The sequence below is a fragment of the Delftia sp. Cs1-4 genome, assembly GCF_000214395.1.
In the GTDB taxonomy this organism is placed as follows: domain Bacteria; phylum Pseudomonadota; class Gammaproteobacteria; order Burkholderiales; family Burkholderiaceae_C; genus Comamonas; species Comamonas acidovorans.
Genome location: NC_015563.1, coordinates 1,632,634 through 1,657,386 on the forward strand (window position 1 = coordinate 1,632,634; position 24,753 = coordinate 1,657,386).

Genomic DNA, 24,753 nt, shown 5'->3' on the forward strand with positions numbered 1-24,753 from the left:
AGAGGAAGAACAAAAATGCATTGGTTGAGTCTTTCAATCTGGGTGCCGATCGCATTCGGCGCCCTCCTGCTGGCCCTGGGCCGCGAGGACCAGGTCAAGGCAGTGCGCTGGCTGGCCCTGGTCGGCGCCCTGGCCGGCCTGGCGGTCACGCTGCCGCTGATCCAGCAGTTCGACAACAGCACGGCTGCGATGCAGTTCGTGGAGAAGGCGCTGTGGATCGAGCGCTTCAACATCTACTACCACCTGGGCGTGGATGGCATCTCGTTCTGGTTCGTGCCGCTGACAGCCTTCATCACCGTGATCGTCGTGATCGCGTCGTGGGAAAACATCACCGAGCGCGTGAACCAGTACATGGGCGCGTTCCTGATCCTGTCCGGCCTGATGGTCGGCGTGTTCAGCGCACTGGACGGCCTGCTGTTCTACGTGTTCTTCGAAGCCACGCTGATCCCGATGTACCTGATCATCGGTATCTGGGGCGGACCCAACCGCATCTATGCGGCCTTCAAGTTCTTCCTGTACACGCTGATGGGTTCGCTGCTGACCCTGATCGCGATCATCTATCTGTACACCCAGTCCGGTGGCAGCTTCGAGATCCTCGACTGGCACAAGCTGCCGCTGTCCATGACGGCCCAGACGCTGATCTTCTTCGCCTTCTTCGCGGCCTTCGCCGTGAAGGTGCCGATGTGGCCGGTGCACACTTGGCTGCCCGACGTGCACGTGGAAGCGCCCACCGGCGGCTCCGCCGTGCTGGCCGCCATCATGCTGAAGCTCGGTGCCTACGGTTTCCTGCGCTTTTCCATGCCCATCGCCCCTGATGCATCGCACAAGTGGGCCTGGCTGGTCATCGCGCTATCGCTGGTCGCCGTGATCTACGTGGGCGTGGTCGCCCTGGTGCAAAAGGACATGAAGAAGCTGGTGGCCTACTCGTCCGTGGCCCACATGGGCTTCGTGACCCTGGGCTTCTTCATCTTCAATCCGCTGGGCGTTGCCGGCGGCATCGTGCAGATGATTGCCCACGGCTTCGTGTCGGGCGCCATGTTCCTGTGCATCGGCGTGCTCTACGACCGCGTGCACTCGCGTGAAATCGCCTCCTACGGCGGCGTGGTCAACACCATGCCCAAGTTCGCGGCCTTCGCACTGCTGTTCGCCATGGCCAACTGCGGCCTGCCCGCAACGGCCGGCTTCGTGGGCGAGTGGATGGTGATCCTGGGTGCCGTCCAGTACAACTTCTGGATCGGCCTGGGCGCTGCCACGGCGCTGATCTTCGGCGCCGCCTACACCCTGTGGATGTACAAGCGCGTCTACCTGGGTCCGGTCACCAACGACAATGTGCGCGGCCTGACCGACATCGGCAACCGCGAGTTCCTGGTGCTGGGTCTGCTGGCCATCGCCGTGCTGTACATGGGTCTGTATCCCAAGCCCTTCACTGACGTGATGGATGTGTCCGTGGCCGAGCTGCTCAAGCATGTGGCCATGAGCAAGCTGCAGTGACCAGACTGAAACGAGAGAATCGAGATGATTGACAACATCAGCTGGCTGGCCATCTATCCGGAGATCCTTCTCCTGGTCATGGCCTGCGTGATCGCCCTGGTGGACCTGGGCGTCAAAAGCCCGCGCCGCACGGGCACCTATGTTCTGACGCTGCTGACCCTGGGCGTGGTGGCCGTGCTGCAAGGCATGTACGCCTCCAGTGGCAACACCTTCTATGGCTGGGGCAACATGGTGGTCTCCGACGCCATGGGCAACTGGCTCAAGTGCTTCGCCACCGTGGCCATGATGGTCACCCTGGTCTACGGCCGCCCCTACGCCGCCGACCGCGACATGCTGCGCGGCGGCGAGCTGTTCACGCTGGCCATGCTCGCGCTGCTGGGCATGTTCATCATGATCTCGGGCAACAACTTCCTGGTCATCTACCTGGGCCTGGAGCTGCTGACGCTGTCCAGCTACGCCCTGGTGGCCCTGCGCCGCGACCACACGGCGTCGGTCGAGGCTGCGATGAAGTACTTCGTGCTCGGCGCCATGGCCAGCGGCTTCCTGCTGTACGGCATGTCCATGCTCTACGGTGCGACCGGCTCGCTGGACATCGGCCAGGTCTTCAAGGCCATCAACTCGGGCGAGATCAAGCACCAGGTGCTGGTGTTCGGCCTGGTCTTCGTGGTCTCCGGCCTGGCCTTCAAGCTGGGCGTGGTTCCCTTCCACATGTGGGTTCCTGACGTCTACCAGGGCGCTCCCACGGCCATCACCACCATGATCGGTGGCGCCCCCAAGCTGGCCGCCTTCGCCATCGTCATCCGCCTGCTGGTGGACGGCCTGCTGCCGCTGGCCATCGACTGGCAGCAGATGCTGGCGGTGCTTGCCATTGCCTCGCTGCTGGTCGGCAACCTGGCCGGCCTGCAGCAGACCAACCTCAAGCGCATGCTGGCCTACTCGACCATCTCGCAGATGGGCTTCGTGCTGCTGGGCCTGATGTCGGGTGTGGTGGATGGCAAGGTCGATCCGGCCACCATCGAGAACGCCTACAGCTCGGCCATGTTCTACGTGGTGACCTACGTGCTGACCACGCTGGCCGCCTTCGGCGTGATCCAGCTGCTGGCCCGCGAAGGCTTCGAAAGCGAAGAGGTCGCCGACTTTGCCGGCCTCAACCAGCGCAGCCCGCTGTATGCCGGCGTGATGGCGATCTGCCTGTTCTCCATGGCCGGTATCCCCCCCCTGGTGGGCTTCTACGCCAAGCTGTCGGTGCTGCAGGCGCTCGTGGCATCGGGCCACAGCCTGTACATCGCGCTGGCCGTGTTTGCCGTGGTCATGTCGCTGATCGGCGCCTTCTACTATCTGCGCGTCGTCAAGGTCATGTACTTTGACGAACCCATCACCGCCACCAGCGTTTCCGCTTCGCTGGACGTGCGCGTGGTGCTGACCCTCAACGGCGCCCTGGTGCTGGGGCTGGGCCTTCTGCCGGGTGGCCTGATGGCCCTGTGCGCCGACGCCGTCGTGCGCGCCCTGGCTTCCTGATCCACTTTCCCGATGCGGGGCCCTGCACGCAGGGCTCCGCGGTGAGGACATCGGCTTGTCGCAAACCGCTTCGATCTGGCTCGTGATATTGGCTGCCCTTGTGGCAGCCAATTTGCCTTTCTTCAACGCCCGCTGGCTTCAACTGGGGCCGCTGCGCGCCCAGCGCAAGCCGCTGGCCATGTGCCTGCTGGAGATGGTGCTGCTGTACTTCATCGTCGGCGGCGTGGCGCTGCTGCTGGAGCGCCGTGTGGGGCAGATCGCGCCCCAGGGCTGGGAGTTCTATGCCGTCACGGGAGCGTTGTTCCTGACGCTGGCCTTCCCCGGTTTCGTCTATCGTTTCCTGATTCACCGCCGCGGCTGAGGCTGCGGTGCCGGTTGTCTCATGGGTGGGGGTGCGTGATGAAAGTGCTCGACCTGCATTGCCCGCACGGCCATCTGTTCGAGGGCTGGTTCGCCTCGGAAGATGATTTCCAGGGCCAGCTGCAGCGCCAGCTGGTGCTGTGCCCCGTCTGCGGCCACAGCGACATCACCAAGCGACTGAGCGCCCCCCGCATCAATCTTGGCGCCAAGCCAGCAGCCTCGCCCCCGACTGCGGCGGCTGAGCCTGCTGCAGCCGCCTCGGCTGCCAGTGCGGCAGCCGCTCCCTCACCGTCCATGCCGCCCCAGGCGCGCGAGCAGCTGCAGGCCATGCAGGCCGCCTGGCTGAAATGGTCGCGCCAGGTGGCGCAGCAGACCGAGGATGTGGGCGAGCGCTTCGCCGATGAAGCCCGCCGCATGCACTATGGCGAGACGGACGAGCGCGCCATCCGCGGCAAGGCCAGCCCCGAGCAGGCCATGCAATTGCTGGATGAAGGCATTGCCGTCCTTCCATTGGCCTTGCCCGAAGGCAGCAAGGAAACGCTGCAGTAAGTGGCGACTGGCACGTGCTGTCTTGGCGACGACAATTGCGCCCATTGCAATGGATTGGCAATTTCCAGGCCAGGCCTTTGCTTGTTGCTATTGATTGAGTAGCGCTAAAGCTGACTTTGTCGCCCTTCAATTGAAGAGGCGACAAACTCAAGCATATCCGCGGCTTTTCGCATAGTGACTGAGCAGGCCACAGGGAGATTGCCGACCTGGGTGTTTCCCGTAAGGCAGCGGACATTGGCCGCTGCCCTGTAAGTCGCAAAAAGGGTAGTTTGCTATCGCTTTGGAAGCGCTCTGGCCTTCCGTGTGGGCCGCGCCGGGCCGAGATGCTGGAGAACCCTAGGCCCTGCCTGCCACCGCGGCACCTTACAGCCCCGTCTGTGCTTGATTATTTCAAGTGTGAGTGGTTGCTTCTTTCGTTTGCGAAGGCCAGGCTTGATGCGCCATGCTGCAGTGCGGGGCAGGGCCTGTGCTTAGGAGCACCTACGTAGGCGTTTTCCCGCTGCGGTGCACAACGTCGGCAAGCCTACGATGCGTCCGACCCTGCACAACGCCCGCCAGAGCCTCTGGCGACGCGTTGGGGGCTGGCAGCATCAACGGAGCAGGCGAAGCGCACATGAGCGACGTTATTCTCGAAACCCGGAACCTGACCAAAGAGTTCAAGGGATTTACGGCGGTGAGCAAGGTGGACCTTTCGGTGCGCCGTGGCTCCATCCATGCCTTGATCGGCCCCAATGGCGCAGGCAAGACCACCTGCTTCAATCTGCTGACCAAGTTCCTGGAGCCCACCTCCGGCACCATCCGTTTCAATGGCGAGGACATCACGCGGGAAGCACCGGCGCAGATTGCGCGCCGTGGCGTGATCCGGTCCTTCCAGATCTCGGCCGTGTTCCCGCATTGCACGCTGCTGGAGAACGTGCGCATCGGCCTGCAGCGCAAGCTGGGCACCGAGTTCCATTTCTGGCGCAGCGAGAAGAGCCTATCGCAGCTCGATGACCGCGCCATGCAGTTGCTGGCCGAAGTGGGCCTGCAGGATCTGGCCGACGAGGTCACGGTCAACCTGCCCTATGGCCGCAAGCGCGCGCTGGAGATTGCCACCACGCTGGCCATGGAGCCCGAGCTGATGCTGCTGGACGAACCCACGCAGGGCATGGGCCACGAAGACGTGGACCGCGTGACCCAGCTGATCAAGAAGGTCTCGGCAGGCCGCACGATTCTCATGGTGGAGCACAACATGAAGGTGATCTCCACCATTGCCGACCGCATCACGGTGCTGCAGCGCGGCGCCGTGCTGGCCGAGGGGCCGTACGAGGAAGTTTCGCGCAACCCGCAAGTGATGGAAGCGTATATGGGCACCACCGACGGCCAGTTGCAGGGAGCGCATTGAGATGACTGCACCGGCATTGGAAATCAAGGGCCTGCAGGCCTGGTACGGCGAATCCCATGTGCTGCACGGCATGGACCTGGTGGTCCAGCCCGGCGAGGTGGTCACGCTGCTGGGGCGCAACGGCGCGGGCCGCACGTCCACGCTGCGCGCCATCATGGGTCTGACGGGCGCGCGCAAGGGCTCCATCCGGATCAACGGCGTGGAGGCCATCCACCTGCCCACGCACCGCATTGCCCACCTGGGCGTGGGCTACTGCCCTGAAGAGCGCGGCATCTTCTCCAGCCTCTCGTGCGAAGAGAACCTGATGCTGCCGCCGCCGCTCAAGACCGGCCAGCCGGGCATGAGCGTGGATGAGATCTACGCCATGTTCCCCAACCTGGCCGAGCGCCGCCACAGCCAGGGCACGCGCCTGTCGGGTGGCGAGCAGCAGATGCTGGCGGTGGCGCGCATCCTGCGCACGGGCGCGCGGCTGCTGCTGCTCGACGAAATCTCGGAAGGCCTGGCACCCGTCATCGTGCAGGCGCTGGCCCGCATGATCACCATGCTGCGCACCAAGGGCTACACCGTGGTCATGGTGGAGCAGAACTTCCACTTCGCGGCGCCCCTGGCCGACCGCTTCTACGTGGTCGAGCACGGCCATGTGGTCGAGCGTTTCGGCGCGTCCGAGCTGCAGGCCAAGATGCCCGTGCTCAACGAACTGCTCGGAGTCTGACCCGGATATCCATCGTGGCCGGCGCCTGGGGCTCGCCGGCTGCATTCCTGCCATGGCCCTGTGACAAAAACCCAAGACATCAACGCGAAGGAGACACCAATGAAAGCAAAACTGACCGCACTGTCGTGCATGCTGGCTGCGGCCGGCCTGGCCAGCCCGCTTGCCATGGCACAGGAGAAGGTGAAGATCGGCTTCGTGACCGACATGTCCAGCCTGTATGCGGACGTGGAAGGCAAGAACGCCGTCACCGCCATGCAGATGGCCATCGATGACTTCGGTGGCAAGGTGCTGGGCCAGCCCATCGAGCTGCTGAGCGCCGACCACCAGAACAAGGCCGACATCGCCGCCTCCAAGGTGCGCGAGTGGGTGGACACGCAAGGTATCTCGCTGGTGTTCAGCGGCACCAACTCCGGCACGGCCCTGGCGGTGTCGCAGGTGGCCAATGAGAAAAAGCGCGTGCACTTCAACAGCGGTGCGGGTTCCTCGGCACTGACCAACGAGCAGTGCAACGCCTATACCGTTCACTACGCCTATGACACCGTGGCCCTGGCCAAGGGCACGGGTACGGCCGTGGTCGAGCGCGGCGGCAAGGACTGGTTCTTCCTGACGGCCGACTACGCCTTCGGCCATGCGCTGGAGAACGACACCACGGCCGTGATCAAGGCCAAGGGCGGCAAGGTGGTGGGCGGCGTCAAGCACCCGCTCAATGCCTCGGACTTCTCGTCCTTCCTGCTGCAGGCGCAGGCCTCCAAGGCCCAGATCCTGGGCCTGGCCAATGCCGGTGGCGACACCATCAACGCCATCAAGGCGGCCAAGGAATTTGGCATCAACAAGAGCATGAAGACCGTGGGCCTGCTGGTGTTCCTGACCGACATCCACAGCCTGGGCCTGAAGAACACCGAAGGCATGCAGTTCACAACCAGCTGGTACTGGGACCAGAACGATGCCACGCGCAAGTTCGGCGAGCGCTTCTTCGCCAAGACCAAGCGCATGCCCACCTCCATCCAGGCTGCCGACTACTCGGCCGTGACCAGCTACCTCAAGGCCGTGCAGGCCGTGAAGTCCACGGATGCCGACAAGGTCATGGCCTACCTCAAGAGCACGCCCATCGACGACTTCTACGGCAAGGGCTCGATCCGTCCCGATGGCACCTTTGCCCACGACATGTACCTGGTCGAGGTCAAGAAGCCCGCCGAGTCCAAGAAGCCCTGGGACTACCTGAAGGTCGTGGCCACGCTGCCCGCCGACCAGGTCTGGACCACCAAGGCCGAGACCAAGTGCGCGCTGTGGAAGTAACGCTGCGCCGCCACTGACCCCCAACCGCCACCCGGCCAACCACGACAGCTGCATCCCATGGAAATCTTTGGTGTTTCCCTGCCAGGCCTGATGAGCCAGCTCCTTCTGGGGCTGGTCAACGGCTCGTTCTACGCCATCCTCAGCCTGGGGCTGGCGGTGATCTTCGGCCTGCTCAACGTGATCAACTTCGCCCACGGCGCGTTGTTCATGCTGGGCGCCATGGTCACCTGGATGGCCATGAGCTACTTCAACATCAACTACTGGGTGATGCTGGTGCTGTCGCCGTTGCTGGTGGGCCTGCTGGGCGTGCTGATCGAGCGCTTTTTATTGCGCTGGATCTACAAGCTCGACCACCTCTACGGCCTGTTGCTGACCCTGGGCCTGTCGCTGCTGATCGAGGGCCTGTTCCGCTCGGTCTACGGCGTCTCGGGCCTGGGCTACGACACGCCTGAGCTGCTGGAAGGCGCGACCAACCTGGGCTTCATGATCCTGCCCAACTACCGCGCCTGGGTGGTGCTGGCCTCCATCGTGGTCTGCGTGGCCACCTGGTTCATGATCGAGAAGACGCGCATCGGCGCCTACCTGCGGGCCGGCACCGAGAACCCGCGCCTGGTCGAGGCCTTCGGCGTCAACGTGCCCGTGATGATCACGCTGACCTATGCCTTCGGCGCGGCGCTGGCGGCGTTTGCCGGCGTGCTGGCGGCGCCCGTCTACCAGGTCACGCCGCTGATGGGGCAGAACCTCATCATCGTGGTCTTCGCCGTGGTGGTGATCGGGGGCATGGGCTCCATCATGGGCTCCATCCTCACCGGCCTGGGCCTGGGCGTGATCGAGGGCCTGACCAAGGTCTTCTGGCCCGAGGCTTCGTCCACCGTGGTGTTCTTCATCATGGTCATCGTTTTGCTCATCCGCCCCGCCGGCCTGTTCGGCAAAGAGAAATAACAAGAACGAGGACAAGGGGCCGACCACATGAAATCCAAGACTCTCGTTCAACGCATCGCCCCCTGGGGCTATGGCCTGCTGCTGCTGGGCCTGCTGGCGGCGCCCATGCTGGGTGCCTACCCGGTGTTCGTGATGAAGCTCATGTGCTTCGCACTGTTCGCCTCGGCCTTCAACCTGCTGCTGGGCTACACGGGCCTGCTGTCCTTCGGCCACGCGGCCTTCCTGGGCGGCGCAGCCTATGTGACGGGCTACGCCATCAAGGGCTGGGGCTTCACGCCCGAGCTGGCCATGCTGGCCGGCACGGCCGGGGGCGCGCTGCTGGGGCTGATCTTCGGCTGGCTGGCCATCCGCCGCCAGGGCATTTATTTCTCGATGATCACGCTGGCGCTGGCCCAGATGCTGTTCTTCGTGTGCCTGCAGGCGCCCTTCACGGGCGGCGAGGACGGACTGCAGGGCGTACCGCGCGGCAAGCTGTTCGGCCTCATCGACCTGACCAGCGACCTGACCATGTACTACGTCACGCTGGTCATCGTGGTCCTGGCCTTCCTGCTGATCGTGCGCACCATCCACTCGCCCTTCGGCCAGGTGCTCAAGGCCATCAAGGAGAACGAGCCGCGCGCGACCTCGCTGGGCTATGACGTGGCGCGCTTCAAGCTGCTGGCCTTCGTGATCTCGGCCGCGCTCACGGGCCTGGCCGGTTCGCTCAAGACCGTGGTGCTGGGCTTTGCCACGCTGTCGGATGTGCACTGGACCACCTCCGGCCATGTGATCCTGATGACGCTGATGGGCGGCCTGGGCACGCTGTCCGGCCCCATCCTGGGCTCGGCCGTGGTGGTCATGCTGGAGAACAAGATCGGCGAGTTCGGCAGCTTCCTTCAGCGCCTCACGGGCGTGGAGTGGTTCTCCACGCTGGGCGAGTCGGTGACCATCGTCACCGGCCTGATCTTCGTGGTCTGCGTGCTGCTGTTCCGCAAGGGCATCATGGGCGAGCTGATCGCCTGGCTGCAGAAAAAGCGTACCCCTTGAGATCCTGAAGACCGCACCGAGCGGCGGGAAGGGCAGGCCACCAGGACCGCATCTGATCCTGGCGGCCTGCCCTTATCCGTTGTCGGGTTCCTGCATCCATGCCGGCAGGTCCCGCTGGCCGTGCAGCACACGCCATACATCGACGTGATGGGCGTGCTCCACATAGAACACCATGTACGGGTAGCGCGTCAGCGGCCAGGCGCGCAGACCGGGCAGATGGAGTTCATGGGCATAGCGCAGCGAGCCTGTGGCGGGGTGGCGGCCTATGTGTGCGTAGGCCTTCTCCAGCGCGTCGATGAAGCCCAGGGCTGCGTTTGCTGCCTCCTCGCCCAGGTACCAGGCAAGTATCTCTTCGACGTCCCGGTTGGCCTGCTCGCGGGGGACGATGGCCTTGGCCTTCACCTCCTGGCCTTTGCCCGCTCACGCAGTCCATCGAAATAGCCCACATCCACCGCGGCAGCCGGCGCCGAACCCGCTCCAGCCAACAGCAGGTTGCGCAGTTGCAGGCGCTCCTGATCCCTGCGGATCAGCTCGCGGACATACTCGCTGCTTGTGCCGTAGCCACGCTGGCTGACCTGCTCATCCACAAAGGACTTGAGGGTGTCAGGCAGGGAAATGTTCATGGTGCTCATGGCGCCAGTGTGGGTCGCTTGGCAAAATTTGGCAAGATTCCCATTCAGCCACTGCAGTTTGAAGAGGTTCTCATAGCTGCAGCGGCCGGGCGTAGCCCGTCATCTCCAGGTATCCCTGACCGGCTCGCGCCTCCTGGCCCGGGCCGGACAGCTTTTGGAGGCTGCACAGGCCCTCCCAGTAGATGGCGCCGGTGGAGACGCTGCTGTCCAGCTCCTGGTCATCGACCAGGGCGTTCACGGTGAAGCGGCCAGCGGGCGTGTCCACCTGCCATTGCACGGGGTAGCGCGCGCCGCTGGCGGGGCTGCTCCAGTGGCGCAGCGGTGTGAACCGCACGGCATCGTGGGCGAAGACCTGTACCTTGCCATCGGCGCCGCGCAGCGAGCCTCCGGCCCACAGCGCGCTGCCATCGCTGCGGCGCACTCGGAAGGCCGTGAGCGCACCGCCGTCGAACAGGTTCATGCCTATCCAGTCCCAGCCCACGGCCTCGGGGTGCATCAGGGCCTGGCTCCATTCATGGTCCAGCCAGGCGCGGTTGTCACCGGGTTCGCGTGCGGCTTCTATCGCCATGCGCTGGCCTGCCAGCTCCAGCGTGCCGCTCACCTGCAGCTGCGGGCGGCTGTAGTAGTAGCTGGCCTGATCGGGTTCGGGACCCTTGCGCGAGAGGCCTGCGCGGCCCTGCAGCAGCGGGTGCTCGCGGGTCTCGAAGCGCAGGTCCAGTGCGAATGCGGTGCTGCGTATGCGGGTGGTGTATCGTTCGGCCTCGCCGTTACCGGTGTCTTCATCGGTGCGCTGCAGCGACCAGTCCTGCAGCCGCACGTCGGCATCGGTCTCGCTGGCCTGGGCAATGCCAAAGCCTGCGCGCGCGATGCGCTGGTCGTGGTGCAGGCGGGCGCCCTGCACATCGCACAGCGCCGCATGGGCAAACAGCAGCTGGCGCGCCGCGAAGGCAGAGCGCAGCTCCTGCGTGGCCTGCACGCGTGACCGGAAGAAGGTGATCTGGAAACCCCAGGCCCGGCCCGCCGCGCGTGCCTGGCCGGTGATGTACCACCACTCGGTGCGCAGCCCGGGATGGCTGCCATGGTCGCGCGGGAAGACCAGCGTGCGTGGCGGCAGTGCCTGGGCGGGCAGTCCTGCCGCCCCCAGGCCCAGGCCTGCAGCCAGGCCCAGCAGATGGCGGCGGGGCAGGGGCATCACGGATCAGCTTTGCAACTGCGCGATGCGCGCCTGGGCCGGCCCGCAGTCGCCGATGCGCTGCATCACCCAGTCCGCATCATGGTAGGTGGGCAGGTAGCGCTCGCCCGCATCGCACAGCAGCGAGAGGATGGAGCCCTGCTCGCCGCGCTGGCGCATCTCGCTGGCCAGCCTGAGCATGGCCACGTAGTTGGTGCCCGTGGACGGCCCCACGCGCCGGCCCAGCAGTGCGGACAGGCTGCGCATGGCGGCCAGGGAATCGCAGTCAGCCACCTCCTCCATGCGGTCCACCAGGGTGCGCACAAAGCTGGGCTCCACGCGCGGGCGGCCTATGCCCTCGATGCGCGAGCCTGGCGCGGTGAGGGTGGAATCGCCCGTGCGGTGGTAGGCGGCGAACACCGAGCCCTCGGGGTCGGCCACGCAGATGCCCGTGGCATGGCGCTGGAAACGCACGTAGCGGCCAATGGTGGCGCTGGTGCCGCCCGTGCCCGCGCCCACCACGATCCAGCGCGGCACGGCATGGCGCTCGCGCCGCATCTGGGTGAACATGCTCTCCGCAATATTGTTGTTGCCACGCCAGTCGGTGGCGCGCTCGGCATAGGTGAACTGGTCCATGTAGTGGCCGCCGGTCTGCGCGGCCACGGCGCGTGCCTCGTCGTAGACCTGGCCTGCGCTGTCCACCAGATGGCAGCGGCCGCCGTAGAACTCGATCAGCGCAATCTTCTCGGCCGAGGTGCTGCGCGGCATCACGGCCACGAAGGGCAGGCCCAGCAGGCGCGCGAAATACGCCTCGCTCACGGCGGTCGATCCGCTCGATGCCTCGACGATGGTCGAGCCCTCATGCACCCAGCCATTGCACAGCGCATAGAGAAACAGCGAGCGCGCCAGGCGGTGCTTGAGGCTGCCCGTGGGGTGGGTGGATTCGTCCTTGAGGTAGAGGTCGATCCCCAGGTCGGCAAAGCCGGGCAGGGGCAGCGGGATCAGGTGCGTGTCGGCACTGCGCTGGTAATCGGCCTCGATGCGGTTGATGGCCTCGTGCAGCCAGGAAGAGGTGGTGTGCGGCATGGCGGCCATTGTCGCAGGCTGCCTCTTACCAATCCTCCTTGACCGCCAGCACCGCCTCGCGCCCTGCAGCCGCACGCCCGGCCAGCCAGGCCGTCAGCGTGCCTGCTGCGATCACGCTGGCAGCCAGCGCCAAAAGGCGGGACCACGGCAGGGACAGCTCCATGGTCCAGTGAAAGCTTTGCGGATTCACCACGTGCACCAGGATCACGGCCACGCCCAGGCCCAGCAGGCTGCCGGCGATGGCGCCCGCCGTGGTCCAGGCCATGCCTTCGCCAGCCACCACGGCCAGGATGTCGCGCCGCGTCAGGCCCAGGTGGGCCAGCAGGCCGAATTCCTTGCGCCGCGCCAGAACCTGGGCGCTGAAGCTGGCGGCAATGCCGAACAGGCCGATGCCGATGGCCACGGCCTGCAGCCAGTAGGTCACGGCAAAGCTGCGGTCGAAGATGCGCATGGAGCGCTCGCGCAGCGCGCCGCTGCTGGCGAACTCCAGTGCCCGCGCGGCGCCCGGCCCGGTCATCAGCGACTGGATGCGCGCCTGAAGCTGCTGCGCCGTGGCTGTGTCGTCGCCGTCCGGCCAGATGGCAATTTCGGTGGGGCCTGCCGTGGTGGCGCTGCCCTTGGCGAGCTGTTGGTAGTCGTCCCAGTCCATGGCGATGGCGCCGAACTGGCGCACATAGTCGCGCCAGATGCCGGCCACAAACACGCGGGAATCTTCGGACGGCAGGGCCTGGGCCAGCAGAGGCCACTCCTGGCCCGGCCGCACGCCATAGAGTTGGGCCACGGCTTCACTGACATAGACGGGCGTGCTGCCAGCGGGCGCTTGCACGGGGCCTTGTATCCACGGCAACTGCTGGCCCTGGGGGCCATGCAGCGGACGCAGCAGCAGGCTAACGGCGGGGCGATCCGGGCTGAGCCACAGGCTGGTGCTGCGCATGGGCTGGGCGCGCTGCGCGCCAGGCAGGGCGGCAATGCGCGCGGCCAGATCGGCGGGCAGGGGTGCGGCATCGGCACGGCCTGCGCTGCCGGCGGTGCGCAGGTACAGCGGGGCGGGCAGCACGGCGTCCAGCCAGGCGATCATGCTGTCCCTGAAGCTGGCCACCATCACGGTCAGTGCCACGGCCAGGCTCAGGCTGGCCACTACGCCGCCCACGGCCACGGTGGTGCTGCGGCGCATGCGCCGCGCACGCTCCACGGGCAGCAGGGCCAGCGGCTGGCGCAGCAGCGATTGCGGCACCAGGCGCAACAGCTGGCCCAGCAACCAGGGCAGGGCGGCCATGCCGCCCAGCAGCAGCAGGGCCACGGCGGCATAGGCGGCCAGGGGAATGCCGGCCACGGGCGGCACAAAGGCCAGGGCCACGCTGGCTGCCATCAGCAGCAGGGCCGGCAGGCCGCGCGCCGCGCGTTCGGAGCCCGCGCCCTGGCCCTTGAGCGTGGCGGCGGGCGGCAACTCCATGGCTTGGCGCGCCGGCCACCAGCCTCCGGCCACGGTGGCGGCCACGCCCAGCAGGCCAAAGGTCAGCGCGGCGCTGGCGCTCCACTGCAGCGCGGGCTGCACGCCGGCAAAGTAGCCGCCGCCCAGGTCACCGCCCAGCAGGTGCAGGGCCAGCCAGGCCAGGCCCGCTCCCAGCGCAATGCCGGCCGCGCTGCCCACCATGCCCAGCAGCAGCGATTCCAGCAGCACCAGGCCCAGGCGCTGGCGCGGCGTCAATCCCAGCACGGCCAGCAGGGCGAACTGCGGCGCGCGCTGGGCCACGCTGAGCGCCAGCACCGAGAACACCAGGAACGCCCCCGTGAACAGCGCCACCAGGGCCAGCACCGTGAGGTTGACGCGGTAGGCGCGCGACATCTCGGCAATTCGCTGCTGATCGTCGCCGGGGCGGCTGGCCAGGGCCTGGGCGGGCCAGTCGGGCAGGCGGCGCAGCTCGGCCAGCAGGGACTCGCGCGTGGCGCCTTCGGCCAGCAGCACATCGATGCGGTCCACCTGGCCCCAGCGCTGCAGGCTGTCCTGCAGCGCGCCGATGTCCATCACGGCCAGCGGCGGGCCGGATGCGGCCACCGTGCCCGCGATGCGCAGGGTCTGCGCGCGCCCGCCCAGCTGCCATGGCAGAGGCGTGTGCCGCGCCTGCTCCGGCGTCAGGCCCAGGGCTTCGAGTGCCGTTGCATTGAGGAAGACCGCATCGGGCGCGAACAGGTCCAGCCGCCCGCCGCCATCGAACAGCCGGGGCATGAGCGCAGGCGCCACGGGCGCCAGCCGCAGCGCATCGCCGCCCAGCACGCGCAACTGCACCGGCGTGGCGGTGCCGGCCAGGGCCGTGGCTTCGATCCAGGGGGCGGCCAGGCTGACCTGGGGCTGCTGCGCAACACGGCCATACAGCGTTTCGGGCAGGCCGCCCTGCATGGCACGCAGCTCCAGGTCCGGTTGGCCGCTGACCGTGCGCACGGCACGCGAGAACTCATCGAGCGCGGACTGGTTGATCACATGCACGGCAAAGCCCAGGGCCACGCCCAGCATGATGGCCACCAGGGCGGTGGCCGTGCGCCAGGGATGCTGGCGCAGCTCCTGCCAGGAAAAGGTGCGAAGCAGGGCGAGCATGGGCGGGCGATCTTTGGCGCTAGGCGGGCTGCATGCCCTGTGCGGTCAGGCGCAGCACGCGGTCGGCACGGCGAGCGGCCTCGATGGAGTGCGTGACCAGCACCAGGGCGGCCTGGTGTTCCCGGGTCTGCTGCAGCAGCAGTTCCATGACCTGTGCGGCCGTGCCGGGGTCCAGGTTGCCGGTGGGCTCGTCGGCCAGCAGCAGGGCCGGTCCGTGGACCAGGGCGCGTGCAATGGCCACGCGCTGCAGCTGGCCGCCGCTGAGCTGCCAGGGCAGGCGCTGCTCCAGCCCCTGCAGCCCGACGGCCTGCAGCAGTTGCTGCACGCGCTGGCGGCCCGCCGCATCCAGCCGCTGCAGCAGCATCAGCGGCAGGGCCACGTTGTGCCAGACATCCAGATGGGGCAGTACATGGAAGGCCTGGAACACGAAGCCCACATGGCTGCGCCGCCACAGCGCACGGCCGGTTTCATCCAGGGCCGACAGGTCCTGGCCTTCGTGCAGCACGCGGCCCTGCTGCCATTCATCGAGCCCGGCCAGGCAGTTGAGAAAGGTGGACTTGCCCACGCCCGAGTCACCCACGATGGCCACGAACTCGCCGCGCGCCACGCTGCAGTCCACGTTCTCGAAGACGGCGGTTTCCGTGCCGCCGTCGTTGCGGTAGCGCCGCGCCAGGCCCTGGACCTGAAGCAGCGGCGGCTGAGTCAGTGGCGTGTTGTCCCGGGGCGCAGCAGTCATGAAGGCGGTTTCCTGTTCAGCCGTTGCGGGCCTAGGTTGCTGCGGCCACCACGGCCATCGCAGCCTGCAGCAGTTGCTGCTGGGCATCGGGCGCATCGCAGGCAATGGCATGGCGGGCGGGCATGCTGCGCAGCCAGGTGATCTGGCGCTTGGCCAGCTGGCGCGTGGCGGCAATGCCGCGTTCGCGCAGCGAGTTCATGGAGTACAGGCCGTCCAGCGATTCCCAGGCCTGGCGGTAGCCCACGCAGCGGATGGAGGGCAGGTCCAGGTGCAGGTCGCCGCGCGCGCGCAGTTGCTGCACTTCGTCGATGAAGCCGGCGTCCAGCATGGCGTCGAACCGCTGGGCAATGCGTGCATGCAGCCAGGCGCGGTCCTGCGGCTCCAGCGAGAAGAAGCCGCCGGGGCTGATCAGGCCCTGTGCCGCATCCTTGCCCGCCCGCGTATGAAAGCTGGACAGCGGTTTGCCCGACACATGCCAGACCTCCAGCGCGCGCTGTATGCGCTGGCTGTCGGCCGGCGCCAGGCGTGCTGCCGTGGTGGGATCGACCTGGGCCAGCAGCGCATGCATGGCGGGCCAGCCGATCTGCGCGGCCTGGGCGTCCAGCCGCTCGCGCACGGCGGGGTCGGCGGCCGGCATGTCGTCAATGCCATCCTGCAGGGCCTTGAAATACAGCATGGTGCCGCCCACCAGCAGCGGCAGGGCGCCGCGCGCGCGGATCTCGGCCACCAGGCGCTGCGTGTCCTGCACGAATTCGGCCGCGCTGTAGGCCTGCAGCGGGTCGCGGATATCGATCAGGTGATGGGGGCAGGCAGCCAGTTCTTCGGGCGTGGGCTTGGCCGTGCCGATGTCCATGCCGCGATAGACCAGGGCCGAGTCCACGCTGATGATTTCTGCGGCCTGGCCGCGTTCGGCCAGCAGCCTGGCCAGGGCCAGGGCGGCAGCGGTCTTGCCGGAAGCGGTGGGGCCGGCGATGGCCAGGCAGGGGAGCGGGGAAGCGGTGGACATTCGAGAAACGGGAACGCAGGAAAGTGGAATCAGCGGTGGCCATCGACCCGGCCGTGGCGGCGCACCAGCCCCCAGGCGACCAGGGCCGTGCACACGCCCCAGAACCAGATGCCGAAGGCCATGGGCCGGGTGGACTGGCCGTCCAGGTGCAGGCCCAGCCAGTGTCCCATGGCAAAGGCGATGAGCATCATGGTGAAGCCGTTCAGCGCCGAGGCCGTGCCCGCCGACTGCGGGAAGGGCGCGATGGCATTGCTCTGGCCGCAGGGCATGTGCACGCCATGGGCGATCTGGAAGATATAGAAGGGCAGGGCATAGGCCCAGAGGCTGCGCGCATCGGCCAGCGCCGCAATGCCGATGGCCGTGGCCGACAGCAGGCTGGCCAGCCCGGCAATCTGCACGGCGCGCCGCACATCCATGCGCTGCAGCAGCCAGCGGCACAGGAAGGTGCCCGCGATGTAGCACAGCGCATTGCTGCCCATCAGCAGGCCGTAGCCCGTGCGGCTCACGCCCAGCACATGGATATAGGTGAAGGAAGATGCGGCCAGATTGGTGAACAGGGCCGCATAGGTGCAGCAGGTCAGCAACTGGTAGGACTGGAATCCCGGGTGGCGCACGATGGTGATCCAGTTGCGCGCCAGGGCCAGCGGCTGCAGCGCCGTGGGATTGGTGCGGGCCAGTGTCTCCGTGAAGCGCAGGGCCACCAGCAGCAGGGCCAGCGCACCCATCACGGCCTGGGCCAGCATGGTCGAGCGCCAGCCCAGCGAATCCACCAGCAGGCTGCCGCTGACGGGGCTCAGGAAGGCGATCACGCCCAGCCCGGTCAGCGCCTTGGACATGACCTGGGCGCCCAGGTGCGGAGCGAACAGGTCGCGCACCATGGCGCGTGCACACATCACGCCGGCGCCCAGCGATGCCCCCTGCAGCGCGCGCCAGGCGATCAGCGACTCCATGGTCTCGGCGCTGGCGCTGCCCAGCGCGGCCAGCACGTAGATGGACATGCCCGCCAGCAGGATGGGCCGGCGCCCGAAGCGGTCGGACAGCGGCCCCCAGGCCAGTTGCGAGCAGCCGAAGGCCAGCAGGAACGCCGTCAGCGTGAGCTGCACCTGTGACACCTGGGTGGAGAAGGCCGCCTGTATCGACGGCAGGGCCGGCAGGTACAGGTCGGTGGCCAGCGGCTGAAGTCCCAGCAGCAGGCCGAGCAGGACGACGACCAGGACGGGGGACATTGCCGGCTGCGCTTGCGCGGCGGCGGGAGACAGGGGCGCTGACATAGGCGACCGAGGGTAGCAGAGAACAAGGGGTGCCGCTGTCCATGTTCGGGCGGTGCATATCCATCTGCGGATTGCGCAGTTGGGAACCGGCCGGGCCCTGCCTACATTGCATTGCAGAGGAATCAACCCGATCAACGCAACTGTGAACAAAGGACCGCAATGGCAACGCTGACCGCTTTCTCCTCCCTTCCCGCCGCGCTGCGCCAGGGGGCGTGCACCCTGCTGTGGAGCGTGGCCCTGGTCGGTGGTGCGGCCCATGCCAATGCGCCTGTGCCCGAAGGCCCGCTGGTCAGCACCGAATGGCTGGCGGCCAACCTCAACCGCGCCGATGTGCGCATCGTCGAGGTCAGCGTCAACCCCGGCCTGTACGAGCGCTCCCATGTGCCGGGCGCCGTCAACTTCTCTTGGCACAACGACCTCAATGACAAGGTGCGCCGCGACATCGTGGGCAAGGAGCAGTTCGAGAAGCTGCTGTCCCAGGCCGGCGTGAAGGAAGGCAACACGGTCGTGCTGTACGGCGATACCAACAACTGGTTCGCGGCCTGGGGGGCCTGGGTCTTCGACATCTATGGCGTGCAGAACGTCAAGCTGCTGGACGGTGGCCGCAAGAAGTGGGAGGCCGAGAACCGCCCCCTCAACAACCGCGCCCCGGAATATGCGGCCACCACCTACCGTGTGGGCAAGGTCAACACCGCGCTGCGCGCGCGCCTGACCGATGCGCTGGCCTCGGCCGAAGGGCGCAGCGACGCCAAGCTCGTCGACATCCGCTCGGCCGACGAATACCAGGGCAAGGTCTTCGCCCCGGCCGGCGTGCCGGAGCTGGCCATCCGCGCCGGCCACATCCCCGGTGCCGTCAACGTGCCTTGGGGGCAGGCCGTGCGCGAGGACGGCAGCTTCAAGTCCGCCGAAGAACTCAAGAAGCTCTATGCGGGCGTGGGCATCGACGGCAGCAAGCCCGTCATCACCTACTGCCGCATTGGCGAGCGCTCCAGCCATACCTGGTTTGCGCTGTCCAAGATCCTGGGCTACCAGGTGCGCAACTACGACGGCTCGTGGACCGAGTACGGCAACTCCGTGGGTGTGCCGATCAACAACCCGGCCGGCACGGTCTGGGCCGCGAAATGATTCTGCAGTCGATCAACCTGTCTTGAAGGCGGGGGCCGGGCGAGGGGTGTCGGTGCTCTTGGTTTGACGGATCAGGGGTGGTGACGAGTGGCTTTGGCAAAAGCTCGGCTCCTTTGGGGCCCGCAGACTGCGGGCCCCTTTTTTTTATGCGTGGATGGCAACAAAGGGGGCAGGAATGACAAGCGTGACCGGTGAGCACACGCAGAACGTGAATGGCAGGCACAGGGCAAGGGACTGGACCAGATGGCTGCCCTTGGCCGCCGTGCTGGCCGCAGCCTGGCCTGTGGCGGCGCAGCTGCAGCTGCAAGGCGGCGGGCGCACCCTGGTCTTTGCGCTGGCGCTGGGCCTGCTGCTGGGGCTGGTGCTGCAGCGCTCGCGCTTTTGCTTTTACTGCCATGCGCGCGACTGGTTCGAGTTCGGCGATCCGCGCGGCGTGCTCTCCATCCTGCTGGCGCTGGCCGTGGGATCGGCGGGCATGACCGTGGTGCTGGGCAGCTGGGTGGCCGTGCCCCAGCCGGGCCAGTTGCCGCCTGACATGCACATAGGTCCCGTGAGCTGGGTGCTGGTCCTTGCGGGCCTGGCCTTTGGAGCGGGCATGTCGGTCTCGGGCTCGTGCATCAGCGCCCACTGGTATCGGCTGGGCGAGGGCTCGCCCGTGGCGCCGTTTGCCCTGATCGGCACGGGCCTGGGTTTCGTGCTCGGTTTTCGCAGCTGGAACCCGCTGTACAGCCTGGCCATTGCCGATGCGCCCGTCATCTGGCTGCCGGCCCATCTGGGCTATGGCGGCGCGCTGGCGCTGCAACTGGCCGTGCTGGGCCTCCTGGCGGCCTGGGTCTGGCGCATTCATGGGCGCTCGGGCCGTGCACAGCCCCGGCCTGCAGCAGAACCGGCGCAGCCACCGGGCCTGCGCCAGCTGTGGCTGTCACTGTGGCAAGGCCGCTGGAATGCCGCGCTGGGCGGCCTGGCCGTGGGCCTGATTGCGGCCGCCGCCATCGTGCGCATGCGGCCACTGGGCGTGACCACCACGCTGGGCAGCACCGTGCGCGGCTGGGCCCAGGCGGGCGGCTGGGTGCCCGAGCGCCTGCATGGCCTGGATACCCTGGGCGGATGCGCCACGGCCGTACTCAACAGCCTGCTCACGCCCCATGCCGTGCTGCTGCTGGGCCTGGTGGCCGGTGCCTGGGGCGCTGCCGTGGCCAGCCGCCAGTGGACGCCGCGCCGCCCCACCTGGCGCGATGCGGCACGCGGCCTGGCCGGTGGCGCCTTGCTGGGCTGGGGCGCCATGACAGGGCTGGGCTGCACCATCGGCACGCTGCTGTCGGGCAGCATGGCGGGCGCGCTGTCGGGCTGGGTCTTTGGCGCGGCCGTGTTCACGGCGTTGTGGGCGGGTTTCGTGCTGCGGCGCTGGCAGGCCAGCCGGGACTGAGGGCCTTCAGCCGGCAGCCACACCCAGCAGCAGATCCGCGATCTCCTCCGGATATCGCTGCCGGCTTCCGTCGATGAGCACGCAGCCGGGCGCCTCGGGGTCGGGCCTGGCCAGGGACATGCCGTGGTCGATGAGGGCCTGGGCGCAGCCCAGCCAGTCGCCGCCGCCGGGTTCCGTGGATTCGGGCCGGTTCAGCGAAGCCCAGCACAGGGTGCCTGCGCAGTTGTCGCCATAGGCGTGGCGTTCGGTCCACTGTGCGCCGTGCTCCAGCAGGAAGCGCGCCATGGCGGCATCGCCACGGAACACGGCCTGGTTCAGTGCGGATGCATCCCAGTCGCCGCCGCGCGCGGCGATGGGCCAGCCCAGTTCCACCATGCAGCGCACGGCGTCCATGCAGGCCAGGGCCGCCAGTTCGGGCAGCATGCGCAGTTGTTCGGGTGCCAGGCCCTGGAGCAGCCCGGGGTGGGCTGCGGCAAGACGGCGAGCCTGTGCTGCGTCGCCCACGGCGCAGGCGGCCAGGAGCTGCTCCTGCGGCGTGGTGGGCTCGCTGCCCGCCGCCTGTTCCAGCAGGGCGGCCACGTCGGCCAGGCCAAAGCGCCGCGCCAGTGCAGCGGCACGCAGGCCCTGCGGCGTGCGGACCGACGGATCGGCGCCGGCATCCAGCAGCGCCTGCACATGGGCGGGCGAGCGGCGCCGGCGGATGGCCCACAGCAGCGGGCGGCCCCATTCGCCCTGGCCGTTGTCCTCGTTCGGATCGGCGCCGTGGTCCAGCAGCAGGCGCAGGGCCTGCACATCGTCCAGGTCCAGCACGCGGAACAGGGCATTGCTGCCGTCCACGCGTGCGCCGGCTTGCAGCAGCAGCCGCGTGCATTCGCGGCTGGCGGGCGTGCCTTCCAGAGAGTGGTAGAGCGATTCGCCATCGTTGGGGTCGGCGCCGGCCTGTAGCAGCATCTGCGTCAGTTGCGCATCATGGTTCTGGCCCGCTGCGCCATAGAGGGCCGACAGCCGCTCGGTATCGGAGGGGGACTGCAGCGAGGCGGGTGGCCAGCGGCTGCCTATGGTCTGCAGCGGGTCGGCGCCCGCGTCCAGCAGCCAGCGCGCGCATGCGTGCAGGTGCTCGGTGAATTCGGGCAGGCGCAGCAGGCAGGAATGGGTGACGGCCATCAGCGGCGGCAGCGCCAACGGCCCGCCTGCACGGCGCAGCCAGCCGGGGTCGTTGCGCCCGGCCTCGCGCAGCACGGCCAGATTGCCGGTGGCGCAGGCCACCCAGGGATCACTGCCATCACTGCCCGCAAGTTCCGGCCGCTCGTCCAGCAGGCGCCGGGCCAGCGCGGGCTGCGCGCGGTGCGTGCCGCCCGCCACATCGCCGGCATAGACCAGGGCCAGCCAGTGCAGCCGGGATTTCTCGGGGTCCGCCGCCAGGCGCTGGCATGCCTCGACGTAGCCTGACAACTCGCTCCATGAAGCGAAACCGTGCTCGCGCGCCACGGCGGACTGGGCGTCGTGCAGCCGCAGGTCCATGGCGGCCAGCGCCTCATCCGTGCGGCCCCGGGCAGCCGGCAGTTGGGCGCGCAATTGCTCCATGGCCTGGGCCGAGCCTGCGCGATAGGCGGCCAGCAGTTGCTTGGCCTGTTTCTTGAGATGGCCCATGTCGGGCCGGGCGGGGATGCGTTTCACAGGGATACCTCCGTGCACGAAGGCCAATGACCTGCAGCTTGGCGCACAAAGGCATGTGGCAAGAGAAAAACGCCGGGAGGCGCATACAGGTGGGTTCAACCCTTCCCGCAGGTCCGGGTGCGGCCTGCACCGCAAGCGCGGATGTTAGCGCAAGGCGACAGTCATCTGGGTGACAGCCGGCAGCCCCTGCTTGCGGGTTCCTACCCGCATGGCGGGCCAGTTGTCTGGCATAGGCTGCGTCGGCAATCCCGCTTGAACCTGATTTTTTGCGCGCGTTTCCCTCAACACCTTCATCCCAAGGAGACAGTCTTATGCGAGCCCTGCGTTGGAATCGTTGGAAGTATCTCGGTCTGCTGGCGGCCACGGGCCTTGCGGCCTGCGGCGGGGGGGACGGTGATGCGCCCGAGGAGACGCGGGCACAGGACAGCCGCAGCTTTGCGCCGGCCAATCCTTCGGCCACCAGCTTCGACGCGCTGGCCGCCGCTTCGGGCGATGTGGTCGACAACGCCAGCACCAGCCGCTGGGCCGGTGTGCTGGAAGGCGCGGCCTACCGCATCGAGGTGCCGGCCAACTGGAATGGCCGCCTGGTGATGTATGCCCACGGCTATGCGGGCGAGGGCAGTGCGCTCAACGTCACCAATCCGTCCATACGCCGGTACCTGATCCAGAACGGCTATGCCTGGGCGGCGTCCAGCTACAGCAAGAACTACTACGACGTGCGCGCCGGCGTGGAGGACACGAATGCGCTGGCGCTGGCCTTCAACCGCCTGGCCGCATCCCACGGCCGGCCGCTGGCGCAGCCGCAGCGCCTGTACATCACCGGCCATTCCATGGGCGGCCATGTCACGGCGGCGGCCATCGAGGCCGAGGCCCAGGCCACCGCGAGGAACAAGGTGCGCTACCAGGGCGCCGTGCCCATGTGCGGCGTGACGGGAGATACCGAACTGTTCGACTACTTCGCCGCGGCCCAGGTCACCGCGCAGGCCATGGCCGGCGTGGCCCAGCGCCCTGTCACCGAGTGGGCCGCCATCCAGGGCCAGGTGACCTCGGCCCTGTTCACCACCTTTCCGGCGGCTCCCACCGCGACGGGGCGCGCCTATCTGTCGGTCATCCAGAACCTCACGGGTGGCCCGCGCCCGCTGTTCGATCTGGGCGTGGCCGTGGGCGGCTCGTTCGCGCCGGTCTGGGGCGTGTTCGGCAGCGATGGCTCGGTCAACGGCATCCTGAACCGCAACGTGACCGACACCAACCGCTTCACCTACCGCATCGACGGGGATGCAGCGGCCTCGGCCGTGCTCAATGCCGCTGCGCAAAAGCGCACGGCCGCGCCCGATGCCAACCGGCCGCGCCGCGACGGCCTGCGCTGGATTCCCGTGACTTCCGGCGATATCAACATTCCCGTGGTGACCCTGCATACGCTGGGCGATCTGTATGTGCCCTTCAGCATGGAGCAGATCTACCAGCGCCGCGTGGCCGACAAGGGCCGGAGCCAGTGGCTGGTGCAGCGCGCCATCCGCGGCGCATCGCACTGCGACTTCACCGTGGCCGAACAGGTGGAAGCCTTCGATGCCATGGTGCAGTGGGAGCAGGGCGGCGCCAAGCCGGGCGGTGACGATGTGCAGACGGCCGCCACGGTGGCCGCGCCCACCTATGGCTGCCGCTACACGCGCAACACGCTGGGCCCGGATGACAGCACCACCACGCGGCAGTTGCGCGCCGTGATCTCGCAGAACGCGGCAAGCTGCCCGTAGCGCGGAAGGCGGCGCAGGCTGCGCCGCTCAGCGCGGGCTTGCTGGCGCTGTGGGCGCCTGTGCGAGCAGGCGCAGCCCGAACAGCTCGTCCAGCGCCTGCCGGTATTGCTCCATGGCGCGCGACTGCGTGTTGTGGTGGTTGCCGCCTTCGATGAGCACGAAGCGCTTGGGCTCGCTGGCCGCGTCGAAAAGCTGGCGGCCCAGCGTGGCAGGGATCAGCGGGTCGGCGCTGCCGTGCACGACCAGCAGCGGCGAGCCTATGCCGGCCACCTTGTCGATGGAGGCAAAGCGCTGCGTGATCAGCGGCCCCACGGGCAGCCAGCCCCAGCGGAAGCTGCGGACCACGTCGGGAATGCTGGTGAAGGTGGCCTCGACCATGACGCCGGCCTCATCCTGGACGCTGCGCGCCAGGTCGATGGCGATGGCACCGCCCAGCGAATGGCCGAAGATGAAGCGCGGCCGGCCCGGAGCGTGCCGGCCCAGCCAGTCCCAGCCTGCGCGTGCGTCCTCGGCGGCCGATTCCTCGGACGGCAGGCCGGCGCTGCTCTTGCCAAAGCCCCGGTAGTCGATGGCCAGCACCGAAAAGCCCAGTTCGTGCAGCCGCCGGATGCGCGGCGAGGAGCCGGCAACGTTCCAGCGCGCGCCATGCAGGTACAGCAGCACGGGGGCGTTGCCGGCCGTGGCCGGCTGGGGCAGCCACAGCGCGTGCAGGCGGGCGCCGTCCTGCGCTGGCATGTCGATCCAGACATCTTCCATGCCGGCCGTGTTGGCGCCGGGCCAGCTGCGGTCGCTGGGCTGGAAGATCCATTCGCGCTGCTTGGTGTCCAGCACGGAGCAGCCGCTGGCCGCCAGCAGCGCGGCCACGCCCAGCGCCGCCGTGATCCGGTGCAGGCGCCTTCGGGGCCACAGAAAGGGAAGCATTGAGAGCATGACGCAACAATGGATGCACGGGCCGGCCAAAAGTTCAGCGCCGCTGCCCTGCGGGCCGGCGCTGTCATGGA

The 24,753-nt window shown here is 67.8% G+C and carries 22 protein-coding genes; 12 read left to right on the plus strand and 10 right to left on the minus strand.

Going from position 1 to position 24,753, the window contains the following annotated elements:
• Window positions 1-15 precede the first annotated feature (15 nt).
• The 9 genes from DELCS14_RS07245 to DELCS14_RS07285 all read left to right on the plus strand — a co-directional run bounded on the left by DELCS14_RS07245 (window position 16) and on the right by DELCS14_RS07285 (window position 9,278).
• The gene (locus DELCS14_RS07245; protein ID WP_012206967.1) at window positions 16-1,491 is read left to right on the plus strand and encodes an NADH-quinone oxidoreductase subunit M; all 1,476 of its coding nucleotides are present in this window, start codon (window positions 16-18) and stop codon (window positions 1,489-1,491) included.
• A 24-nt stretch (window positions 1,492-1,515) separates the two neighbouring features.
• Entirely contained in the window at window positions 1,516-3,009 is a 1,494-nt protein-coding gene (gene nuoN / locus DELCS14_RS07250) for an NADH-quinone oxidoreductase subunit NuoN (RefSeq protein WP_012206966.1), read from the plus strand.
• A gap of 55 nt (window positions 3,010-3,064) precedes the next feature.
• On the plus strand, window positions 3,065-3,370 hold the full coding sequence (locus DELCS14_RS07255) for a DUF2818 family protein (protein WP_012206965.1): 306 nt from the start codon (window positions 3,065-3,067) through the stop codon (window positions 3,368-3,370).
• A 38-nt stretch (window positions 3,371-3,408) separates the two neighbouring features.
• Window positions 3,409-3,918 (plus strand): DUF1178 family protein, encoded by a 510-nt coding sequence (locus DELCS14_RS07260; protein ID WP_013801066.1) that lies wholly within the window; start codon window positions 3,409-3,411, stop codon window positions 3,916-3,918.
• A gap of 613 nt (window positions 3,919-4,531) precedes the next feature.
• Entirely contained in the window at window positions 4,532-5,302 is a 771-nt protein-coding gene (locus DELCS14_RS07265) for an ABC transporter ATP-binding protein (RefSeq protein ID WP_012206963.1), read from the plus strand.
• Window position 5,303: 1 nt separating this feature from the next.
• Window positions 5,304-6,014, plus strand: coding sequence for an ABC transporter ATP-binding protein (locus tag DELCS14_RS07270; RefSeq protein WP_012206962.1), 711 nt, complete (start codon window positions 5,304-5,306; stop codon window positions 6,012-6,014).
• Window positions 6,015-6,113: 99 nt separating this feature from the next.
• Window positions 6,114-7,310, plus strand: coding sequence for an ABC transporter substrate-binding protein (locus DELCS14_RS07275; RefSeq protein WP_012206961.1), 1,197 nt, complete (start codon window positions 6,114-6,116; stop codon window positions 7,308-7,310).
• A gap of 57 nt (window positions 7,311-7,367) precedes the next feature.
• On the plus strand, window positions 7,368-8,252 hold the full coding sequence (locus tag DELCS14_RS07280) for a branched-chain amino acid ABC transporter permease (protein ID WP_012206960.1): 885 nt from the start codon (window positions 7,368-7,370) through the stop codon (window positions 8,250-8,252).
• A 27-nt stretch (window positions 8,253-8,279) separates the two neighbouring features.
• Complete coding sequence (locus DELCS14_RS07285) at window positions 8,280-9,278, plus strand: branched-chain amino acid ABC transporter permease (protein ID WP_012206959.1); 999 nt, start codon at window positions 8,280-8,282, stop codon at window positions 9,276-9,278.
• Window positions 9,279-9,350: 72 nt separating this feature from the next.
• On the opposite strand, the gene DELCS14_RS07290 is transcribed toward DELCS14_RS07285, so the two are convergent.
• The 8 genes from DELCS14_RS07290 to DELCS14_RS07325 form a co-directional block, all read right to left on the minus strand.
• The gene (locus tag DELCS14_RS07290; protein WP_012206958.1) at window positions 9,351-9,680 is read right to left on the minus strand and encodes a type II toxin-antitoxin system RelE/ParE family toxin; all 330 of its coding nucleotides are present in this window, start codon (window positions 9,678-9,680) and stop codon (window positions 9,351-9,353) included.
• Window positions 9,677-9,910, minus strand: coding sequence for a type II toxin-antitoxin system ParD family antitoxin (locus DELCS14_RS07295; RefSeq protein ID WP_013801067.1), 234 nt, complete (start codon window positions 9,908-9,910; stop codon window positions 9,677-9,679). The genes DELCS14_RS07290 and DELCS14_RS07295 overlap by 4 nt, the downstream gene beginning before the upstream one ends.
• Before the next feature lie 70 nt (window positions 9,911-9,980).
• Window positions 9,981-11,105: a carotenoid 1,2-hydratase gene (locus tag DELCS14_RS07300; protein ID WP_043795798.1), complete on the minus strand. Its 1,125-nt coding sequence runs from the start codon at window positions 11,103-11,105 to the stop codon at window positions 9,981-9,983.
• 3 nt (window positions 11,106-11,108) lie between these two features.
• Window positions 11,109-12,176 (minus strand): PLP-dependent cysteine synthase family protein, encoded by a 1,068-nt coding sequence (locus tag DELCS14_RS07305; RefSeq protein WP_013801069.1) that lies wholly within the window; start codon window positions 12,174-12,176, stop codon window positions 11,109-11,111.
• A gap of 16 nt (window positions 12,177-12,192) precedes the next feature.
• On the minus strand, window positions 12,193-14,760 hold the full coding sequence (locus tag DELCS14_RS07310) for an ABC transporter permease (protein WP_013801070.1): 2,568 nt from the start codon (window positions 14,758-14,760) through the stop codon (window positions 12,193-12,195).
• Between the two features lie 19 nt (window positions 14,761-14,779).
• Window positions 14,780-15,496: an ABC transporter ATP-binding protein gene (locus DELCS14_RS07315; RefSeq protein ID WP_013801071.1), complete on the minus strand. Its 717-nt coding sequence runs from the start codon at window positions 15,494-15,496 to the stop codon at window positions 14,780-14,782.
• Window positions 15,497-15,527: 31 nt separating this feature from the next.
• Complete coding sequence (gene miaA, locus DELCS14_RS07320; RefSeq protein ID WP_013801072.1) at window positions 15,528-16,502, minus strand: tRNA (adenosine(37)-N6)-dimethylallyltransferase MiaA; 975 nt, start codon at window positions 16,500-16,502, stop codon at window positions 15,528-15,530.
• A gap of 29 nt (window positions 16,503-16,531) precedes the next feature.
• The gene (locus tag DELCS14_RS07325; RefSeq protein WP_043795801.1) at window positions 16,532-17,728 is read right to left on the minus strand and encodes a multidrug effflux MFS transporter; all 1,197 of its coding nucleotides are present in this window, start codon (window positions 17,726-17,728) and stop codon (window positions 16,532-16,534) included.
• Window positions 17,729-17,932: 204 nt separating this feature from the next.
• Here DELCS14_RS07325 and DELCS14_RS07330 point away from each other — a divergent pair, with 204 nt between their 5' ends.
• Complete coding sequence (locus DELCS14_RS07330) at window positions 17,933-18,898, plus strand: sulfurtransferase (RefSeq protein ID WP_013801074.1); 966 nt, start codon at window positions 17,933-17,935, stop codon at window positions 18,896-18,898.
• A gap of 175 nt (window positions 18,899-19,073) precedes the next feature.
• Window positions 19,074-20,324, plus strand: a complete 1,251-nt coding sequence (locus DELCS14_RS07335; protein WP_013801075.1) for a YeeE/YedE family protein — start codon at window positions 19,074-19,076, stop codon at window positions 20,322-20,324.
• Window positions 20,325-20,330: 6 nt separating this feature from the next.
• On the opposite strand, the gene DELCS14_RS07340 is transcribed toward DELCS14_RS07335, so the two are convergent.
• The gene (locus DELCS14_RS07340; RefSeq protein ID WP_013801076.1) at window positions 20,331-22,001 is read right to left on the minus strand and encodes an ankyrin repeat domain-containing protein; all 1,671 of its coding nucleotides are present in this window, start codon (window positions 21,999-22,001) and stop codon (window positions 20,331-20,333) included.
• A 311-nt stretch (window positions 22,002-22,312) separates the two neighbouring features.
• Here DELCS14_RS07340 and DELCS14_RS07345 point away from each other — a divergent pair, with 311 nt between their 5' ends.
• The gene (locus DELCS14_RS07345; protein ID WP_013801077.1) at window positions 22,313-23,752 is read left to right on the plus strand and encodes an alpha/beta hydrolase; all 1,440 of its coding nucleotides are present in this window, start codon (window positions 22,313-22,315) and stop codon (window positions 23,750-23,752) included.
• Between the two features lie 27 nt (window positions 23,753-23,779).
• On the opposite strand, the gene DELCS14_RS07350 is transcribed toward DELCS14_RS07345, so the two are convergent.
• A complete protein-coding gene (locus DELCS14_RS07350) occupies window positions 23,780-24,682 on the minus strand; it encodes an alpha/beta fold hydrolase (RefSeq protein WP_043795804.1) in 903 nt (300 codons plus the stop codon).
• Between the last annotated feature and the right edge of the window lie 71 nt (window positions 24,683-24,753).

Bases quoted from the DNA above. Each gene is read 5' to 3' on its own strand.
- DELCS14_RS07245 (WP_012206967.1), top strand. From the start codon at position 16: ATGCATTGGTTGAGTCTTTCAATCTGGGTGCCGATCGCATTCGGCGCC.
- nuoN (WP_012206966.1), top strand. From the start codon at position 1,516: ATGATTGACAACATCAGCTGGCTGGCCATCTATCCGGAGATCCTTCTC.
- DELCS14_RS07260 (WP_013801066.1), top strand. From the start codon at position 3,409: ATGAAAGTGCTCGACCTGCATTGCCCGCACGGCCATCTGTTCGAGGGC.
- DELCS14_RS07265 (WP_012206963.1), top strand. From the start codon at position 4,532: ATGAGCGACGTTATTCTCGAAACCCGGAACCTGACCAAAGAGTTCAAG.
- DELCS14_RS07270 (WP_012206962.1), top strand. From the start codon at position 5,304: ATGACTGCACCGGCATTGGAAATCAAGGGCCTGCAGGCCTGGTACGGC.
- DELCS14_RS07275 (WP_012206961.1), top strand. From the start codon at position 6,114: ATGAAAGCAAAACTGACCGCACTGTCGTGCATGCTGGCTGCGGCCGGC.
- DELCS14_RS07280 (WP_012206960.1), top strand. From the start codon at position 7,368: ATGGAAATCTTTGGTGTTTCCCTGCCAGGCCTGATGAGCCAGCTCCTT.
- DELCS14_RS07285 (WP_012206959.1), top strand. From the start codon at position 8,280: ATGAAATCCAAGACTCTCGTTCAACGCATCGCCCCCTGGGGCTATGGC.
- DELCS14_RS07295 (WP_013801067.1), bottom strand. From the start codon at position 9,910: ATGAGCACCATGAACATTTCCCTGCCTGACACCCTCAAGTCCTTTGTG.
- DELCS14_RS07305 (WP_013801069.1), bottom strand. From the start codon at position 12,176: ATGGCCGCCATGCCGCACACCACCTCTTCCTGGCTGCACGAGGCCATC.
- DELCS14_RS07310 (WP_013801070.1), bottom strand. From the start codon at position 14,760: ATGCTCGCCCTGCTTCGCACCTTTTCCTGGCAGGAGCTGCGCCAGCAT.
- DELCS14_RS07315 (WP_013801071.1), bottom strand. From the start codon at position 15,496: ATGACTGCTGCGCCCCGGGACAACACGCCACTGACTCAGCCGCCGCTG.
- miaA (WP_013801072.1), bottom strand. From the start codon at position 16,502: ATGTCCACCGCTTCCCCGCTCCCCTGCCTGGCCATCGCCGGCCCCACC.
- DELCS14_RS07325 (WP_043795801.1), bottom strand. From the start codon at position 17,728: ATGTCCCCCGTCCTGGTCGTCGTCCTGCTCGGCCTGCTGCTGGGACTT.
- DELCS14_RS07330 (WP_013801074.1), top strand. From the start codon at position 17,933: ATGGCAACGCTGACCGCTTTCTCCTCCCTTCCCGCCGCGCTGCGCCAG.
- DELCS14_RS07335 (WP_013801075.1), top strand. From the start codon at position 19,074: ATGACAAGCGTGACCGGTGAGCACACGCAGAACGTGAATGGCAGGCAC.
- DELCS14_RS07345 (WP_013801077.1), top strand. From the start codon at position 22,313: ATGCGAGCCCTGCGTTGGAATCGTTGGAAGTATCTCGGTCTGCTGGCG.
- DELCS14_RS07350 (WP_043795804.1), bottom strand. From the start codon at position 24,682: ATGCTCTCAATGCTTCCCTTTCTGTGGCCCCGAAGGCGCCTGCACCGG.